The 17,783-nt window shown below is 49.7% G+C and carries 13 protein-coding genes, 1 tRNA gene and 3 pseudogenes; 7 read left to right on the top strand and 10 right to left on the bottom strand.

Features of this window, described 5'->3' with window-relative positions; genetic code table 11:
- Window positions 1–2: 2 nt before the first annotated feature.
- From DW830_RS02330 to DW830_RS02320, 3 genes and pseudogenes are all read right to left on the bottom strand, one after another.
- Window positions 3–1,316, bottom strand: coding sequence for a stage 0 sporulation family protein (locus DW830_RS02330; protein WP_233544341.1), 1,314 nt, complete (start codon window positions 1,314–1,316; stop codon window positions 3–5).
- Window positions 1,317–1,491: 175 nt separating this feature from the next.
- Window positions 1,492–2,603, bottom strand: a pseudogene (locus DW830_RS02325) (ATP-binding protein).
- A 13-nt stretch (window positions 2,604–2,616) separates the two neighbouring features.
- Window positions 2,617–3,571: pseudogene (locus DW830_RS02320) on the bottom strand (methylenetetrahydrofolate reductase).
- Between the two features lie 138 nt (window positions 3,572–3,709).
- Here DW830_RS02320 and xylE point away from each other — a divergent pair.
- A complete protein-coding gene (gene xylE, locus DW830_RS02315; RefSeq protein ID WP_119248718.1) occupies window positions 3,710–5,170 on the top strand; it encodes a D-xylose transporter XylE in 1,461 nt (486 codons plus the stop codon).
- Between the two features lie 190 nt (window positions 5,171–5,360).
- On the opposite strand, the gene DW830_RS02310 is transcribed toward xylE, so the two are convergent.
- From DW830_RS02310 to DW830_RS02295, 4 genes are all read right to left on the bottom strand, one after another.
- Complete coding sequence (locus DW830_RS02310) at window positions 5,361–5,981, bottom strand: DUF4840 domain-containing protein (protein ID WP_119248717.1); 621 nt, start codon at window positions 5,979–5,981, stop codon at window positions 5,361–5,363.
- Window positions 5,982–6,267: 286 nt separating this feature from the next.
- Window positions 6,268–6,340, bottom strand: a tRNA-Lys gene (locus DW830_RS02305).
- A gap of 77 nt (window positions 6,341–6,417) precedes the next feature.
- A complete protein-coding gene (locus DW830_RS02300) occupies window positions 6,418–7,557 on the bottom strand; it encodes an AI-2E family transporter (protein ID WP_119248716.1) in 1,140 nt (379 codons plus the stop codon).
- 32 nt (window positions 7,558–7,589) lie between these two features.
- Window positions 7,590–8,171 (bottom strand): thymidine kinase, encoded by a 582-nt coding sequence (locus DW830_RS02295; RefSeq protein ID WP_119248715.1) that lies wholly within the window; start codon window positions 8,169–8,171, stop codon window positions 7,590–7,592.
- Between the two features lie 96 nt (window positions 8,172–8,267).
- Between DW830_RS02295 and rsmI the strand changes: the two genes are divergently transcribed.
- Entirely contained in the window at window positions 8,268–8,999 is a 732-nt protein-coding gene (rsmI, locus tag DW830_RS02290; protein WP_089544038.1) for a 16S rRNA (cytidine(1402)-2'-O)-methyltransferase, read from the top strand.
- Window positions 9,000–9,040: 41 nt separating this feature from the next.
- Window positions 9,041–9,889 (top strand): hypothetical protein, encoded by an 849-nt coding sequence (locus tag DW830_RS02285; protein WP_089544037.1) that lies wholly within the window; start codon window positions 9,041–9,043, stop codon window positions 9,887–9,889.
- A gap of 3 nt (window positions 9,890–9,892) precedes the next feature.
- On the opposite strand, the gene DW830_RS02280 is transcribed toward DW830_RS02285, so the two are convergent.
- Window positions 9,893–10,339 (bottom strand): nucleoside deaminase, encoded by a 447-nt coding sequence (locus DW830_RS02280; protein ID WP_089544036.1) that lies wholly within the window; start codon window positions 10,337–10,339, stop codon window positions 9,893–9,895.
- Between the two features lie 152 nt (window positions 10,340–10,491).
- Here DW830_RS02280 and DW830_RS02275 point away from each other — a divergent pair, with 152 nt between their 5' ends.
- The 3 genes from DW830_RS02275 to pyrH are packed head-to-tail and all read left to right on the top strand — an operon-like array spanning window position 10,492 to window position 12,384.
- Window positions 10,492–10,869, top strand: coding sequence for a YraN family protein (locus tag DW830_RS02275; protein ID WP_119248714.1), 378 nt, complete (start codon window positions 10,492–10,494; stop codon window positions 10,867–10,869).
- A 33-nt stretch (window positions 10,870–10,902) separates the two neighbouring features.
- Entirely contained in the window at window positions 10,903–11,655 is a 753-nt protein-coding gene (locus tag DW830_RS02270; RefSeq protein ID WP_119248713.1) for a biotin--[acetyl-CoA-carboxylase] ligase, read from the top strand.
- An 18-nt stretch (window positions 11,656–11,673) separates the two neighbouring features.
- Window positions 11,674–12,384 carry a UMP kinase gene (pyrH, locus tag DW830_RS02265; RefSeq protein WP_089544033.1) on the top strand — a complete coding sequence of 237 codons (711 nt, stop codon included), beginning with the start codon at window positions 11,674–11,676 and terminating at the stop codon, window positions 12,382–12,384.
- 151 nt (window positions 12,385–12,535) lie between these two features.
- Here the strand turns inward: pyrH and pssA are convergent, their stop codons facing one another.
- Window positions 12,536–13,264, bottom strand: coding sequence for a CDP-diacylglycerol--serine O-phosphatidyltransferase (gene pssA / locus DW830_RS02260; RefSeq protein ID WP_119248712.1), 729 nt, complete (start codon window positions 13,262–13,264; stop codon window positions 12,536–12,538).
- 4 nt (window positions 13,265–13,268) lie between these two features.
- Window positions 13,269–13,960 (bottom strand): annotated as a pseudogene (locus DW830_RS02255) (phosphatidylserine decarboxylase family protein).
- 137 nt (window positions 13,961–14,097) lie between these two features.
- Here DW830_RS02255 and dnaE point away from each other — a divergent pair.
- The gene (dnaE, locus tag DW830_RS02250; protein WP_410524478.1) at window positions 14,098–17,748 is read left to right on the top strand and encodes a DNA polymerase III subunit alpha; all 3,651 of its coding nucleotides are present in this window, start codon (window positions 14,098–14,100) and stop codon (window positions 17,746–17,748) included.
- Window positions 17,749–17,783: the final 35 nt, after the last annotated feature.

Here is a 17,783-nt window from a genome sequence, read left to right as displayed (position 1 = left end):
TTTTACTTCTTGTCCTCCTGTGGCTTGTTGTTCTCGCTCTGCTGAGGCTTGTTGTTTGCCTGCTTTGGCTTGTTGTTATTGCCTTGCTGAGGTCTGTTTCCCTGCTGGCGAGGTCCCTTGTTTCTATTATCCCTGTTGCGGTTATTGCCGTTTGGCTGGCGGTTCTCGTTCTTTTCCGGACGATTGCCGTTTGGCTGACGGTTGTCTCCCTTTTCAGGGCGGTTCGCATTGCGGTTCTTGTTCTTCTTCTTTTTCTTCGTCTTGTCAAATCGGCTGAGATCAGACTCATTGAGCAAGTCGATGCTCTTGGAAGTTTCCTTCACCTTGCCATTCTCCATCAGACTGAGCGGTTTCTCGCCCTGCTTGTTCATCTCGATGATTTCCTTGGCACGTTCTGCTGTGATGGTCTCCAGGTTGGAAGCCAGGTTCTTGTCAGAAGAGTAGGTGATGAGTCCGGCAAGGATATCTACCTTGAACTGATGGAACTCGCCATCGGCAGTCTGAAGCACGGCATCCTTAGGTGGCATCTTTCTGCTTGCCTCTACATAGTTATCTACCTCGTAGTTGAGGCAGCACTTCAGTTTGGCGCACATACCTGCCAGCTTCTGAGGATTGAGCGAGATGTCCTGATAGCGTGCAGCATTGGTGCTCACACTTACGAAGTTCTTCATCCAGGTAGCGCAGCAGAGCTCTCTGCCGCAAGGACCTGTACCGCCGATACGGCCAGCCTCCTGGCGTGCACCAATCTGTTTCATCTCGATACGGACATGGAAGGTATCGGCAAGCACCTTGATGAGCTGGCGGAAATCAACACGCTCATCAGCGATATAGTAGAAGATAGCCTTGTTGCCATCTCCCTGATACTCCACGTCACCGATTTTCATCTTCAGGCCCAGGTCTTTGGCTATCTGTCGGCTCTGGATCATGGTGTCGTGTTCGCGGCTCTTGGCTTCCTTTGCCTTGTCGAGGTCCACCTGCTTGGCAAGTCGGTAGATGCGCTTGATGTCATCCTGCGACTTGAGGTTTGCCTTCTTGATCTGCAGCTTTACCAGTCGGCCGGTTAATGTTACTACACCCACGTCGTGACCCGGGTTAGCCTCTACAGCCACGATGTCGCCCTTCTTGAGGTCGAGGTTGTTGACATTGTGATAATATCCCTTTCGGGTATTTTTAAATTGCACTTCCACCAGGTCGGTGCTCTCAGCGTTTCCCGGCACGTCGGCTAGCCAGTCGTATGTGTTGAGCTGTCGGTCCTGACGACCCACAGCCTTGCAGCACAGACCTCTATCGCAGCCATTCCACATTCTGAATTTCATATTTTTATAATCCACGATGTATTCTTTTTATTGTTATTAAATATATATGATGTATTCTATTTATTGTTATTAAATATATATAATGTATATGATGCTTTTGCCCTTACCAGGCGTCATGTTTTCTACTTTGTACCCCCAGAGCGTATGGCGCCTGGGATTCTCTGTTGCTTTCCCATCATTTTCTGATGAGCAGAACGATATTCTTCAGCGCCAGGTCGAAGAATACGATTTTCGGGTTGGCATTCTGTGCGATGAATCGCTTGCTTTCCTCGAAGAGATTGGAGATGTCGATGATATTCGCCTCGTTGATGAATCGGGCGAAGTTCCTGGCGAAATTCTCCTCCTCCAGTGTCATATAACTGAGTTCCGGCTGGCGGAAATTATACATGAAACTCTCCCTCAGCATGTGCATGAAGTAATCGAGCATTCGCTTCTGCTTCTCTCTGCCGAAGGTGGCAACCACCTCGCTCCACTTCTTCAGGTCGTGGATGTTGCGCATATAGGAGAGGCGCATCAGCATGATGAACATATCCAGATGCTGGCGGTTTTCATTGCCAGAGTCCAGCTCTTCCAGTGCATGGTTCCAGTTGCCGTTGGCGATTCGGGCGATTCGGTGGGCTGATTCTGCATCCAGCGCTCTTCGCTCAATGAGAGCTTTCTCTATCTCGGAAGTTTCATCTTCTTCAGGTCGATACGCTGTGCACGGCTTCTGATGGTTTCGAGCAGGAGTTCCGGCTGCTCGCTTACCAGGAGGAAGAGTGTCTGATGAGGCGGCTCTTCCAGCAGTTTCAATATCTTGTTGGCGCTCGTGAGGTTCATTCTCTCCGGTAACCATATCAGGCTGATTTTGTATCCGCCCTGACTCGACATCATGCTCAGCTCTCTCGAAAGATTGTCGGTCTCATCGGCGGTGATGATAGCCTGCTTGTTGAAGTCGGCATCGGTTTTGCCCATGCGCTGCATCCAGTCGCCGATCAGCACATACGGACCTTCCTGGAGGAGCATCTCACGCCATTCTTTCATAAAGTCGAGACTTACGGGAGTATGGTCGCCGCTCATCTCAGATGTCTTGATGGTAGGGAAGGTGAAGTGCAGGTCGGGATGCTCCCATTTTCTCAGCATCGGGGAATCGCCCAGCAGATAACTGGCAAAAGCCAGTGACACTGCCAGTTTTCCACAACCTTGTGGACCGCAGAACATCAGTGCATGAGGCACACGATTCTCCTGAACCATCTCCATCAGACGGTTCCATATATCTTGCTGACCTATCACTTCACTATTTAACATTGAACTTTGAACTTTAAAATAAAATTTTAGCTATCTGTTTCACGCTATCCACCGCCGAAACGGTGAAGAAATGGATATGATTGTATCCGTGATCGAAGAGATCTTTCACCTGGCTGTCGTCCACTCGATACCGAGTGCTTGGCATCTTCATCGCTCTTGCACTTCAAAACCTCCTGCGCCAGTGCTTCTGGGATGTCACAATGGAAGGTCTTTGGTACTATGGTGAGCTGACTCAGCTTGGCGAATGGCTTCAGTGCCGGAATGATAGGGATGGTGATGCCCATCTGGCGAGCCTTCTCTACGAAAGCATAGAATTTCTCGTTGTCGTAGAAGAGCTGGGTGATGGCATAGTCAGCGCCCAACTGCTGCTTCTCCAGGAGATGCTGCATGTCCATCTCTAGATTGGGAGCCTCTTCGTGCTTCTCCGGATAGCAGGCTACGCCACAGCAGAATTTATCATCCGGATGCTTGATCGGGGTGCCGTCGAAGAAGAAACCGTCGTTAAACTGGTTTACTTGCTCCAGCAGGTCGGTGGCATTGGTATGGCCGTTTTCAGTTGGTGTAAACTGTCGGTCTTCCTTCGCCTTGTCGCCTCTTAGTACAAGGATATTGCTGATGCCCAGAAACTGGAGATCGAGCAATTCGTATTCGATGTCTTCCCTCGTGGCACCGCTACAGATGACGTGAGGGATGACAGGGATGTCGTACTTGTTCTGGATTGCGCCTGCGATGGCAACGGTGCCAGGGCGGCGACGCACACGCTGACGAGTGAGGAGACCATTTTCCAGTTCCTTGTAAACATACTCGCTGTGGTGTGTGGTAATGTTGATAAACCGTGGGTCGAAGTCCTTGAGGCTGTCGATGGTGCGGAAGAGAGCCGCAGTGCCATTACCCTTGAGAGGTGGCAAAACCTCGAAAGAGAAGCCTCTTTTGTCGCCCTTCTGATGTAAGAATTCTGCGATGTTCATATTACGTGATATCTATGTTCTCTTATTTTGGTTGCAAATTTACAAAAAAATAGGGGAAAAGTGCAGAATATGCGTATTATTTTATAATAGACAGATAAAAAATAAAAATAAACAGATTAAAAAATAACCTAAAGTAAAATGGAACAACAACAAACGGGCTCTAAGGCCTATCTTTTCTCGATTGTGATGGTCGCCGTATTGGGTGGCTTGCTTTTCGGTTACGATACTGCAGTGATATCAGGCGCCGAGAAGGGTTTGCAGGCATTCTTCAAGGGTGCAGGTGATTTCGAATACACCGATGTGATGCACGGATTCACTTCTTCCAGTGCGCTCATCGGATGTATCATCGGTAGCTCGCTTTCTGGTCTTTTCGCCAGCAGGCTGGGTCGCAAGCGCTCGCTCATCTTTGCGGGTGTCTGCTTCTTCCTGTCTGCCTGGGGATCCATGGAACCGGAAACCTATCTCCTTCCTCAGGGGCATGCCGACTGGACGTTGCTGGTGGTGTTCAATTTCTATCGTGTGCTGGGTGGTATCGGTGTAGGTATGGCTTCAGCCATCTGCCCAATGTATATAGGTGAAATCGCTCCGAGTAATGTGCGCGGTATGTTGGTGAGCTGCAATCAGTTTGCCATCATCTTCGGTCAGCTGGTGGTTTACTTCGTCAATTTCATCATTATGGGTTCCCATGCCAATCCTATCTATGATGCTGCGGGTGCCATTGCCAATATGGTGGATGCACAGTGGACCATTGAGACGGGCTGGAGATATATGTTTGGCAGCGAGATGGTTCCGGCAGGACTGTTCACCTTCCTTATCTGCTTCGTACCAGAGACCCCTCGTTATCTCGTGATGATCGGACAGGATGAGAAGGCATACGCCGTGCTTGCCAAGATCAATGGTTCAGAGAAGGCACGTGAGATTATCCACGATATCAAGAATACGGTTACCGTGAAGACCGAGAAGCTCTTCTCTTATGGTTTTATGTGTATCTTTGTGGGCGTGATGCTTTCTGTATTCCAGCAGGCTGTGGGTATCAATGCGGTGCTCTATTATGCGCCTCGTATCTTCCAGGATATGGGTATGGGCAATCCGATGGTTCAGACCGTCATTATGGGTATTGTGAATATCTCGTTTACGCTGGTAGCCGTCTTTACGGTGGAGAAGCTGGGTCGCAAGCCATTGCTTATCTTCGGTTCCATCGGCATGGCAGTAGGTGCCTTGGGCGTAGCCTTGACCTTTGGTAATGAAGCCTTGAGTACGGTTACTATGCTGAGTATCATGGTATATAGTGCCAGCTTTATGTTCTCCTGGGGACCTATTGCCTGGGTGCTTATTGCCGAGCTTTTCCCGAATACCATCCGTGGTGCGGCTGTGGCGATTGCCGTAGCTTTCCAGTGGATATTCAACTTCATCGTCAGCTCTACCTTCGTACCGATGTTTAATATGCACCTTACTCCGGGCGATGATTTCGGTCATTGGTTTACTTATGGCCTGTATGGTGCCATCTGTATCGTTGCAGCCATCTTCGTATGGAAGCTGGTACCTGAAACCAAGGGCAAGAGTCTGGAGGATATGAGCAAGCTCTGGAAGAAAGATTAGGATACTGAAATATAGAACATACTGAAATATAGAATAAAAAAAAGTGGCGCGATAGCAGAGAGCTGTCGCGCCTTTTATGTAGTTTTCACGCTGAGTGATAAATTCAGACCATATATTTGTAAGTTGTTTGTATTTAAAAGAGTATTAACTTAATTTCTTGTTTTAGAATTAGAATCACAGGGTGATTCTTTTATCTCTTGAATGTCAGAAGCATAGTGTATGGTATAGAACCGTATGTGCCTACAGTTGTCTTGAATACATCATTCACCATTTCTGTGCCATTATAGATAGCGCCTGGTGTGAGATAGAGCAGGAAATTCTGTTTGCTCTTGTCAAATCCTGCAGCAGCATATCCATTGAGAGCATAGAATGCCAAAGTATAATTGTTGTTCTGCTCATCCTTGAAAGTGATGTTGTATGTTTGTGTATAGAAGAATGGGGTTGTTGCGTCCAGAGAGTGAAGCTTTCCAGACAAAATCTGATTTGGTACTTCTGAAATCAACTTGCTGTATTTCTCGTTCTTTACATACTTAGCCAAAAACTTAACAGGGAAGTTGCTGATACGGTAAGTACTGTCAGAAGGATTGATAGAGATGCTGGTAACAAAACTGTCCTTCTCCTGGATATTGTTGTTTTTATCAGCAGGGAAGAGGATACCGCACTGGTGAGTACCGCCTACCTGCAACATCATCTGATATGCTTCCTGCTTGGTTGGAAGCTGGATACCGCTGTCACCGCCTGTGTTACAAGAGGTGAATGACATAGCTGCAAAGAGTACAGCCAGAATTGAGAATAATGTAATTTTCTTCATTGTCTTATGAAATTTTATTTTGTCTTTTGTTATTTTTGTCTTATGTTATTCTATTTTTTTGTTTCTATGGGGGGAATCTTTCCGGCACCTTTGAGTGTCCTAGGGCATTTTTGCCCTAAATTCCATTATATAAAACGCAGAAAAGCAAGAATCTTGCATCTGTTTTTAGTTAATGAGAGTTAAAGGAATTCTTTTCCCGCAGCTTTTAAAGCTTTTTCCCTTTCAATTGCCCGAACCATATACGAAAAAAGGACTTCCCTTAGTGGAAAGTCCTTTTCAGAGATTGTGACTCGCATGGGGCTCGAACCCATGACCCCAACATTAAAAGTGTTGTGCTCTACCTGCTGAGCTAGCGAGTCAATCTCTAATCTTATGTTTAAAAGCGAGTGCAAAGGTACTACTATTTTTTGAAATCACCAAATATTTAGTCGTTTTTTTATTGTTTTTCTTCAATTTTGCCCGTTTCAGAGGCTATTTCCGGTGGTTCCTGCCCTAAATCCTCTTCATATTGCGGCTTTTCTCTCGTTACATACCGCTGCCAATAAGCTATGAGAAGGGTGGTGAGCGGAAGGGCTACAATCAAGCCCAGGAAGCCCAGCAGAGCGCCCCATATCGAAAGACTCAGAAGTAGGATGGCTGGGTTCAAGCCCATCGCCTTGCCCATAATCTTCGGCGTTATCACCATATCCGTAATCACCTGCACCACGCAGAATACCAATACCGCCAGTCCGAAGACTACCCAGAAGTTCTGTCCCGTATCTGCCGCCTTGAGCATTGCCAGGAAGGCCGTAGGAATGAGGGCAAAGGTATGAAGATACGGTACCAGGTCCATAATGCCGATCAGAATGCCCAAGCCTATCGCCATCGGGAAACCGATGATGGTGAAGCCGATGCAGAACATGATGCCCATACAGAGCGCCACCATTCCCTGACCTCGGATATAGTTGTTGAGCTCGCGTTCTACATCCTTCATCAGTGCCGACCAGAACGGACGGTTCTTCTTCGGGAAGATGCGCACCCAGTTGGCAGTCAGGGTTTCGTAATCAAGCAGGATGAAGAACATATATAATAAGGTAATCATGGATGCCACGATACTCATCAGCACGGTTGCCGTCTGGCTCACTACAGAGAAAACCTTCGGCATCGTGGTCTTCAGGGTATCGCTGAAGTCCTTGCTCTTCAAGAATCGTTCTATGGTGGTCTGGTTGTCCTGCAGCCACTCCTTGATCAGCATCGTGAGATTGTTGGTATGGGTAGTTTGGTGAACCCATCGGGTCAACACTTCTCCCAGTTTATCAAACTGGTCGATCATCGGTGGGATGATGAGCCAGATGACACCACCCACGATGGCAATCGCAGCTCCCATTGCCAGAAGAATGGAGATGGCACGAACCTTGACATGGAGTTTATTCTCGATGAACTTCACGACGGGATAGAGCAGGTATGCGAAAAACCATGCTATAAAGAAAGGGAGCAGTACCTCACTCAGATAGTTGGTGATGTAGAGTACTGCAATGACGAGGGTAACGATACCAGCCCATCTGATGAACTTATCGAATGTAATCTCCTTACTCATTTACCTTGAACTTTGAATTTTGATACTTTCTTCTATTTCTCCTGGTTGATGGCTTTCTGGTAGCAGTCTCTGCAGAGCGGCTCGTATTCATCCTGCTCACCCAGGAGCACGCGCTTGTCGTTAGCTACCAGTCGATGGCTAACGTATGCCAGTGCACCGCACTTCACGCAGATGGCGTGCACCTTGGTCACCTCGTCGGCGATGGCACATAGCGCAGGAATCGGACCGAAGGGAACGCCCTTGAAATCCATATCCAGCCCCGCCACGATGACGCGTACGCCGCGGTTGGCGAGTTCGTTGCAGACTTCCACCAATCCATTGTCCAGGAACTGAGCCTCGTCGATACCGACCACGTCGATATCCGAAGCCAATAGCAATATCGATCCGGAAGATTCAATAGGAGTAGATCGGATAGAATTCTGGTCATGGCTCACTACATTGTCTTCGGAGTAGCGTGTATCTATCGCCGGCTTGAAGATTTCCACCTTCTGCCTGGCGAAGTTGGCACGCTTCATTCTTCGGATCAGTTCCTCGGTTTTTCCGGAGAACATCGATCCGCACACCACTTCAATTCTTCCGGGACGGTGTGCCTCCCCATTCAGTATTTCAGTCATTTCGGGGACAAAATTACTAATAAGGTTTTAAAAAATGCAAAGATACGCAGTTTTTTTTTGCTATGAAAGATTAATTAACTACATTTGTACCCACTTATGGGCATATTATATATCGTACCGACTCCAGTAGGCAATATGGAGGACATGACAATGCGAGCCATCCGGGTCTTGAAAGAGGCAGATATGGTGCTCGCTGAGGACACTCGTACATCGAGCGTCCTGCTTAAGCATTTCGATATTAAAAATCGATTAGTGGCGCATCATAAGTTTAATGAGCATGGCACATCGGCTGGCATCGTAGAGCGATTGAAGGCTGGTGAGACCATCGCCTTGATCAGTGATGCAGGAACCCCAGGCATCAGCGACCCTGGTTTCTATCTGGCTCGTGAGGCTGCGAAAGCAGGCATCACCGTGCAGACCCTTCCGGGACCTACGGCTTGCATCCCAGCCATCGTGTCGTCCGGATTACCTTGCGACAGATTCTGCTTCGAGGGATTCATCCCGCAGAAGAAGGGCAGACAAACCTATCTGGAATCACTCAAGGATGAGGTGCGCACCATGATCTTCTACGAGTCACCCTATAGAGTGGTGAAGACCTTGCAGCAGTTTGCCGAGGTCTTTGGAGAGGACAGACAGGTGAGCTGCTGCCGTGAAATCTCGAAGCTGCACGAGGAAAGTGTGCGTGGAAGCCTTGCCGAGGTAATCGCCCACTTCCTGGAGACGGAACCGCGCGGCGAGTTCGTCATCGTGCTGGCGGGTAAGGATCCCAAGCAGCTGAAGGAGGAATTGAAGGAAAAGCGACGCGAAGAGCGTAAGAATAATAAATAAATAAAGTATTAATCATAAAATTAACAAAAAGGAGAAGGATTATGAAAAAGCTATTAATGATGGCGTGCCTCGCAGCCTTTGTTTTAACAGGATGTAACGACGGCAAGAACAATGCCGCTAACAATGCGGCTCAATCAGATTCGCTCAACAGCATCATTGCGCAGAAGGATAGCGAACTGAATGATATGCTGGGTACTCTGAATGAGATTGAGGATGGTCTCAACCAGATCAATGAGGCTGAGAACCGCGTGGTGCTCTTGAAGAATGGCGAGGGTGCCACCAAGAGACAGAAACTCAAGGAGGATGTGCAGTTCATCGCTACTCGCATGAAGCAGAACAAGGAGCTCCTCGCCAAGTTGCAGAAGCAGTTGGCTAACAGCTCTATCCAGGGCGACCAGCTCAAGAAGACCATCGAGAACCTGCAGAAGCAGCTGGTTGAGAAGGAGAAGCAGCTCCAGGCACTCCGTGAGGAGTTGGATAGCAAGGATATCCACATTGCAGCTCTTGATGAGACTATCAACAACTTGAACACCAAGACCAGCAACCTTACCAAGGAAAGCAGTAAGAAGACTGAGGTGATCAATGCTCAGGATAAGCAGCTCAACACAGCATGGTATGTATTCGGTACCAAGAAGGAGCTGAAGAACCAGCACATCATGGAGAATGGCAAGGTTATGACCGGTAACTTCAACAAGAGCTACTTTACAAAGGTAGATATCCGTGAGGTTTCTGAGATCAAGCTTTATTCTAAGTCAGCCAAGTTGCTCACTACTCATCCTTCAAGCTCTTATACTCTGGTTCGTGATGCCAACAAGCAATATACGCTCCGCATCACCAACTCTCAGATTTTCTGGAGCACCAGCAAGTACCTGGTTGTTCTCGTGAAGTAATGATTATCTCTTTCTCTGAAAGAAATCCTGCATGAGTGCACGGCACTCATCTTCCAATACGCCCGATGTAACTGTTGTCTTAGGATGCAGTGCATCGGGCGCATATTTTGTATAGCCCCTTTTTTCATCTCCGGCACCATACACCACACGGCTGATCTGCGACCATCCCAAGGCTCCGGCGCACATTACGCACGGCTCTACGGTGACATAGAGGGTACAGTCTTTCAGGTATTTTCCGCCCAGCATGTTCGCTCCGGATGTAATCGCCTGCATCTCGGCATGGGCGGTAACATCGGTAAGCATCTCTGTAAGATTGTGGGCTCTCGAGATGATGCGGTCCCTGCAAACGATGACGGCACCTACCGGAATCTCGTCTTCGTCGAATGCTGCTTGCGCCTCCATCAGCGCACGGCGCATATATTCTTCGTCTTTTTTCAGATTGTCTTCCATATTTCCATTCTTTATGATTTCTCTTTTTCTATTTTTGTGCAAAAATACATAAAAAACTTTGATGGATGAAAGAAAAGTATTATTTTTGCATAGTAATAGTGCCTTTTGGGCGGAAAATGATGCCGCCAGAGGTAAACTAAAGAGAATAATCTATGGCTGAACATAATGATTTGGGCAAATGGGGAGAAGATGAGGCTGCGCTCTATTTGGAAGATGAGGGCTATACCATCATAGATCGTGACTGGAGGCTAGGCCGCCGCGACCTGGATATCCTTGCCTATACGCCCGATGGCAACACCCTGGTGGTGGTAGAGGTGAAGACCCGCACCGGCGAGGAATACCAGCAGCCCGAAGAGGCTGTTACCCCCGGCAAGATGAGGAATCTTGCCATAGCTGCTAATGCCTATGTCAAGGAATGCCAGGTGGACAAAGAGTTGCGCTTCGATGTCATCTCCATCGTGGGATGCGCTCATCAGGTGAAGAGTCTGCAGCATCTCAAGGATGCCTTCAATCCGATGCTCATCCTTTGAGGCAGATGCTTACATATATATAATAAGGTGAAAATGGAAACAAAGATCATAAGAATGCAGGAAGTGGATTCTACGAATACCTTCCTGAAGGGAATGAAAGCCTGCGAGGATGATACGCTCATCGTGGCTGTAGCCGATTATCAGACGGCAGGCAGGGGACAGGGCACGCATACCTGGGAGAGCGAACCGGGCAAGAACCTCCTGTTCAGTTTGCTGATGACTCCTACCTGGGTGCCCGTACGCCAGCAGTTCCTGCTCTCTGAGGCAGGAGCCCTAGCCGTCAAGGATGCCCTGGATACCTATACCGACGGCATTACGCTGAAATGGCCGAACGATGTATATTGGAACGACAGGAAGATCAGCGGCACGCTGATAGAAACCTCTGTCGATTCCAAGGGCATCAAGCGATGCATCTTCGGTACCGGGGTGAACATCAATCAGACCGAGTTCCACAGCGATGCGCCCAATCCGGTATCCCTGGCTCAGATTCTGGGTCACGAGGTGGATAGGGAAGAGGTGCTGCAGAAGATCATCGAGGCATTCAGAAAGTATTATGAACTGCTCCGCCGTGCCGACTATATGGATGTTTCGGGCATCTATCATCTCTCGCTCTACCGCCGTAAGGGATTCCACTGGTACGAGGATGCCGACGGCAAATTCGAGGGTGCCTTCGTAGAGGTGGAAGATGACGGCCATCTCATCCTTCACGACAGGAAAGGAATGATCCGGTCGTATGCCTTCGGCGAAATCAGGTTCCTGATTCCTTCAGCAAATATGAAACAATAAACATTAAACAAGATATTTATGGCAAAGTTTAAAAGAATTCTTTTGAAGTTGAGCGGTGAGAGCCTGATGGGCAAGCAGAGCTTCGGCATCGACCCTGAGCGCTTGAGTGATTATGCTAAGCAGATTAAGGAAGTTCACGAGATGGGCGTACAGATCGGTATCGTGATCGGTGGTGGTAACATTTTCCGTGGATTGAGCGGAAGCCAGAAGGGATTCGACCGTGTGAAGGGCGACCAGATGGGCATGTGTGCCACCGTCATCAACTCTCTCGCCCTGAGCAGTGCCCTCGGTGCACTGGGCGTGAAGAACAAGGTGCTTACAGCTATCCGCATGGAGCCTATCGGTGAGTTCTACACCAAGTGGAAGGCAATCGAGGCAATGGAAGACGGCTACATCTGCATCTTCTCTGCAGGTACAGGAAGCCCATATTTCACTACCGATACCGGTTCTTCTCTACGTGGTATCGAGATTGAGGCAGACGTGATGCTCAAGGGTACCCGTGTGGACGGCATCTATACCGCCGACCCTGAGAAGGATCCTACCGCTACCAAGTTCAAGGATATCACCTACGATGAAATCTACACCAAGGGCTTGAAGGTGATGGACCTCACGGCTACTACCATGTGCAAGGAGAACGACCTTCCTATCTACGTATTCAATATGGATGTAGTAGGCAACCTGAAGAAGGTGATGGAAGGTGAGGAGATTGGTACACTCGTACACAACTAATCATCAGAGATCATATAAAAAAGATAAGGCTTACTTCCCGCCGGAAGTAAGCCTTTGTTATTCCTTAATCTTTTTATCTTTGTTAGAAAGCTGATGCCTATACTAACAATTAACGCCTTTCCTTGAAAAGGAAATGACAAAACCTATATTTTTATTTTTTCTTCAGAAACATCATCCAGGAGAGAAGGATGTACATCAGGATGATAGGCCACCATCCCTCCAGGAATCCTCTTGCTCCTTCGGCAGCCACAGATACCGCAAGAACGGCGATGGCAAAACCGGCAAAGCAATACTTCACCTCATTACCCTTGAACGACCATTGCTTGAACTTCAGGGCGAACAACGGCAACTCGCATACCAGCAGGAAGCTGGTGATGAAAATCAGCGCCAGCACGAGATATACCGACCAGCTCTGGTTGGTAATCCAGTCAGGACTGCTTACTACCAGCGATCCCCAGAACAGCGCATTGGCTGGGGTAGGTACGCCTATGAAAGAGGTGGTCTGGCGCTCATCCAGGTTGAACTTCGCCAGTCTCAGGGCAGAGAAAGCTGCGATGATGAAGGCTACGTATGGCAACCAGGGGCGCAAAGGCTCCAGAAACTCTGGATACTCCATTACATAGAGTTGTGAGAATACGATGGTGGCGGGTGCCACACCAAAGGTCACATCGTCGGCAAGCGAGTCCAGCTCCTTGCCAATAGGCGATGAAACATGCAGCAAACGGGCGCTCATGCCATCGAAAAAGTCAAAAACAGCTCCAATGATAATCCACAACAGTGCCATTTCGGAATTTCCTCCGAAGGCAAACGATGTAGCGATGCAGCCTGAGATAAGGTTGCAGCAGGTAATCGTGTTTGGAATATGCTTCTTAATACTCATTTTCTTATTTCAGTTTTGCAATGATTGTCTGATCACCTGTGGTTGACTGTCCCATCTTCACGCATACTTCCGTGCCGAGAGGCAGATACACATCCACTCGTGAACCCAGTTTGATGAATCCGAGATGCTCATCGATGTAGCACTCTTCTCCCTCCTTGGCATAGGTTACGATGCGGCGGGCTACGGCACCGGCAATCTGTCGGCACAATACATCCACGCCCTCTGGGGTAGTGATCATTATGTCGGCGTGCTCGTTCTCCTCGCTCGCCTTAGGCAGCCAAGCTTCATGAACTTTCCGTCCTCGTGCTTCACGAACTTCACCTTGCCATCCACCGGAAACCAGTTGGCATGTACGTTCCAGAGACTCATGAAGATGGAAATCATCAGTCGCTTATCGTTAAAGTAAGGTGCATTCTCCACTTCCTCTATCACCACGATCTTGCCGTCGGCAGGAGCTACCACGAGTTTCTCGGTATCTTCCACGTTCAGGAATCTGATCGGGCATCGGTAGAAGTTGAGCACGATACCATATACCACACCGAAGACCACAAGGAATGCCCAGAAAGGTATCTTGTTGTCAAAGGCCATCCACAGTACTGCTGCGACAGCCACCAGTGCTATACCGCCGAACACCAGCTGGTCGGTGCCTTCACGGTGAATTCTTATCTTTTTTAGTTTCTTTATTTTTTGTCCCATGAGAAAGGTTTACGTTTTTGTTTCTGGTGCAAAGGTACGGCATTTTTATGGTTTTTGCAAATTTTTCTCCCATTTTTTTGGCAATATCAACTTTTAGCAGTAACTTTGTTCTCAAATTACGAATTTTAACGCAAAAAATGGAAGATTTTGTTCATTTACATGTCCATACACAGTATTCCATCCTCGATGGCCAGTCCAAGATTCCACGTCTGGTGGACAAGGCTATCAAGGATGGCATGAAGGGTATGGCAGTAACCGATCATGGTGTGATGTTCGGCATCAAGGAGCTGGTTGACTATTGTGGAAAGGTCAACAAAGACAGGAAGAAGGAGGGGCTCGAACCCTTTAAGCCCATCATCGGTTGCGAGATGTATGTGGCACGACGCACCAAGGGCGACCGCGAGAAGGACAAGGGTGATATGAGTGGTTACCACCTCATCGTGCTCGCCAAGAACTATAACGGATACAAGAACCTCATCAGGCTGGTGAGTAATTCGTGGGTGGATGGATACTACATGCGCCCTCGAACCGACCGTGCCGACCTGGAGAAGTATCACGAAGACCTCATCGTCTGCTCGGCATGTATCGCCGGCGAGGTGCCAGCCAAGATTCTGAAGGGCGATATCGCCGGAGCCCGTGAGGCATGCGAGTGGTATCACAACCTCTTCGGCGATGACTATTACCTGGAGCTGCAGCGCCACAAGGTGCCCGATGATCCGAGTCTGCTCGCCAACCGCGAGGCATACGAACTGCAGCAGAAGGCGAATAAGGTGCTCATCGAGTTTGCCAAGGAATACGGCATCAAGCTCGTGTGCACCAACGACTGCCACTTCGAGGACAAGGAGACAGCCGAGGCGCACGACCATCTGCTCTGCATCGCCACCGGCAAGGATCTGGACGATCCCAACCGTATGCGCTACTCCAAGCAGGAGTGGTTCAAGACCCGCGAGGAGATGAACGAAGTGTTCGCTGATGTGCCCGAGGCGCTCTCGAATACCATTGAGGTGTTGGATAAGGTAGAGATCTACAGCATCGACCATGGTCCTATCATGCCGTTCTTCCCCATTCCGGAGAGTTTCGGTACCGAGGAGCAGCTGCGCCAGAAGGTGTCGGAAGCAGACCTCTACAAGGAGTTTACTTCTGATGAGAACGGAGAAAACCAGCTGCCGCCCGAGGAAGGTCAGAAGGTAATCGACCGTCTGGGCGGCTACGACAAGATATACCGCATCAAGTTTGAGGCAGAATACCTGCGTCACCTCGCCTACGAGGGAGCCAGGAAGCTATATGGCGATCCGCTGCCCGAGAATGTGGATGAGCACGTGAACTTCGAGCTTCACGTGATGAAGACCATGGGTTTCCCAGGCTACTTCCTCATTGTGTCCGACTTCATCAAGGCGGCACGCGAAGAGCTGGGCGTAATGGTGGGTCCGGGCCGTGGATCAGCGGCAGGTTCCGTAGTGGCATATTGCTTGGGAATCACCAAGATAGACCCTTTGAAGTACGACTTGCTGTTTGAGCGTTTCCTGAACCCAGACCGTGTGAACCTGCCTGATATCGATACCGACTTCGATGACGACGGTCGAGGCAAGGTATTGCGCTGGGTAATGGATAAGTACGGTCACGAGAACTGTGCCCACATTATTACATACGGTTCGATGGCCACCAAGAACTCTATCAAGGATGTGGCGCGCGTAGAGAAGCTGCCTTTGGACAAGGCGAATGCACTCTGCAAGGCGATTCCCGACCGTCTGCCCGATGGTGCGAAGATGAATCTTACCAATGCCATCAAATATACCCCGGAGCTGAAGGAGGCAGAATACTCCAGCGACCCCCGCGAGAGCAATACCATCAAGTATGCCCGCATGCTCGAGGGTACCATCCGCGGCACGGGTATCCATGCCTGCGGATTCATCATCTGCCGCGACCCTATCAGCAACTGGGTGCCTGTATCTACCGCCGATGACCCTGATTTCCCGGGACTGAAGACGGCAGTAACCCAGTACGACGGTCACGTGATCGAGACTACCGGACTCATCAAGATGGACTTCCTGGGTCTGAAGACCCTCTCCGAGATGAAGGAGGCATGCAAGGTTATCAAGCAGACCACGGGCGATATCGTTGACCTCGATACCATCCCTATCGATGATGAGCTTACCTATCAGCTCTACCAGCGCGGCCAGACCATCGGAACCTTCCAGTTTGAGTCGCCGGGTATGCAGAAGTATCTCCGCGAGCTGAAGCCTACGGTTTTCGAGGACCTCATCGCCATGAACGCTCTCTACCGTCCGGGACCTATGGATTACATTCCTGACTTCATCGCCCGTAAGAACGGTCAGCAGGCCATCACCTATGATATCCCCTGCATGGAGAAATACCTCAAGGATACCTACGGCATCACGGTGTATCAGGAGCAGGTGATGCTCCTTTCCCGCCAGCTGGCAAGCTTCACCCGAGGCGAGTCGGATGCCCTCCGTAAGGCGATGGGTAAGAAGAAGAAGGCTATCGTAGATGCGATGAAGCCGAAGTTCATCAAGCAGGGACAGGAGAACGGCCACGATCCGGCTGTGCTCGAGAAGATCTGGGGCGACTGGGAGAAGTTTGCATCCTACGCCTTCAACAAGTCGCACGCCACCTGCTATTCGTGGGTAGCCTATCAGACTGCCTATCTCAAGGCGCACTATCCAGCCGAATACATGGCAGCGCTGATGACCCGCCGCTTTGCGCAGATCACCGAGATTACCAAGCTGATGGAGGAGTGCCAGTCGATGGACATCAAGACCCTGGGACCGGATGTAAACGAGAGTTACCGTGCCTTCGGTGTGAACGAGCATGGCGAGATACGCTTCGGACTCTCCGCCATCAAGGGAATGGGAACTCCTGCCGCCGATGCCATCGTGGCAGAGCGCCTGAAGAACGGCCCTTATAAGAACATCTTCGATTTTGCCGAGCGCGTGGATTTCTCCAATGTCAACCGCAAGGCATTCGAAAGTCTGGCTCTGAGTGGCGGTTTCGACAGCTTCGGCATCCGCCGCGAGCAGTACTTCGGCAAGAACAGCAAGGGCGATACCTTCCTGGATACGCTCGTAAGATACGGTCAGCTCTACCAGCAGGAACAGCGCGAGGCAGCCACCTCGCTCTTCGGAGGCGTAGAGGCGGTGGAGATAGCCACCCCTCCTATACCGGAAGCTGAATCCTGGAGCACCATCGAAAGGCTCAACAGGGAGCGTGAGCTCGTGGGCATCTATCTCTCGGCTCATCCGCTCGACGATTACGAAATCATCCTCCGCAACCTCTGCAATACCCACTGCTCTGAACTGGGCGACAAGGTGGAGCTTGCCAAGAAGGAGGATGTGGTGTTCGGCGGTATCATCACCGGGGTGAAATCCAAGTTCACCAAGACCGGAAAGCCGTGCGGCTTCGTCACCATCGAGGATTTCGAAGGATCGGGCGAGCTGGCGCTCTTCGGTGAGGACTGGGGCAACTGGCGAGGCATCATGGTAGAGGGCAGCACCATCTTCGTTACGGCGAAGTGTGTTTCCCGTTACGGCAACAGCAACTATCTCGACTTCAAAATCAGTACTGTGGAGTATCTCCAGACCGTGAAGGAGAACCGCCTGGAGAAGTTTACCATCATCGTGGACAGTACGGTGATAGATGAAACGCTGGTGAATGATATCAAGACGCTGGTGGAGAATGATGAGGCAAGGCACAGCTCTTCCTTCAGATTCACGATGCCGAGACCAAGACCAATGTGCTGCTGCGTGCGCAGGACCGCACGGTGGGAGTGAGCAGGGAACTGATACAGTTTGTGAACGACCATCCG

This window comes from Prevotella sp. AM34-19LB (genome assembly GCF_003468525.1).
Classification (GTDB): domain Bacteria; phylum Bacteroidota; class Bacteroidia; order Bacteroidales; family Bacteroidaceae; genus Prevotella.
This window is presented reverse-complemented; position numbering and strand designations above follow the sequence as displayed.

Coding starts and splice junctions, on each gene's coding strand:
- DW830_RS02330 (WP_233544341.1), bottom strand. CDS start 1,316: ATGAAATTCAGAATGTGGAATGGCTGCGATAGAGGTCTGTGCTGCAAG.
- xylE (WP_119248718.1), top strand. CDS start 3,710: ATGGAACAACAACAAACGGGCTCTAAGGCCTATCTTTTCTCGATTGTG.
- DW830_RS02310 (WP_119248717.1), bottom strand. CDS start 5,981: ATGAAGAAAATTACATTATTCTCAATTCTGGCTGTACTCTTTGCAGCT.
- DW830_RS02300 (WP_119248716.1), bottom strand. CDS start 7,557: ATGAGTAAGGAGATTACATTCGATAAGTTCATCAGATGGGCTGGTATC.
- DW830_RS02295 (WP_119248715.1), bottom strand. CDS start 8,171: ATGACTGAAATACTGAATGGGGAGGCACACCGTCCCGGAAGAATTGAA.
- rsmI (WP_089544038.1), top strand. CDS start 8,268: ATGGGCATATTATATATCGTACCGACTCCAGTAGGCAATATGGAGGAC.
- DW830_RS02285 (WP_089544037.1), top strand. CDS start 9,041: ATGAAAAAGCTATTAATGATGGCGTGCCTCGCAGCCTTTGTTTTAACA.
- DW830_RS02280 (WP_089544036.1), bottom strand. CDS start 10,339: ATGGAAGACAATCTGAAAAAAGACGAAGAATATATGCGCCGTGCGCTG.
- DW830_RS02275 (WP_119248714.1), top strand. CDS start 10,492: ATGGCTGAACATAATGATTTGGGCAAATGGGGAGAAGATGAGGCTGCG.
- DW830_RS02270 (WP_119248713.1), top strand. CDS start 10,903: ATGGAAACAAAGATCATAAGAATGCAGGAAGTGGATTCTACGAATACC.
- pyrH (WP_089544033.1), top strand. CDS start 11,674: ATGGCAAAGTTTAAAAGAATTCTTTTGAAGTTGAGCGGTGAGAGCCTG.
- pssA (WP_119248712.1), bottom strand. CDS start 13,264: ATGAGTATTAAGAAGCATATTCCAAACACGATTACCTGCTGCAACCTT.
- dnaE (WP_410524478.1), top strand. CDS start 14,098: ATGGAAGATTTTGTTCATTTACATGTCCATACACAGTATTCCATCCTC.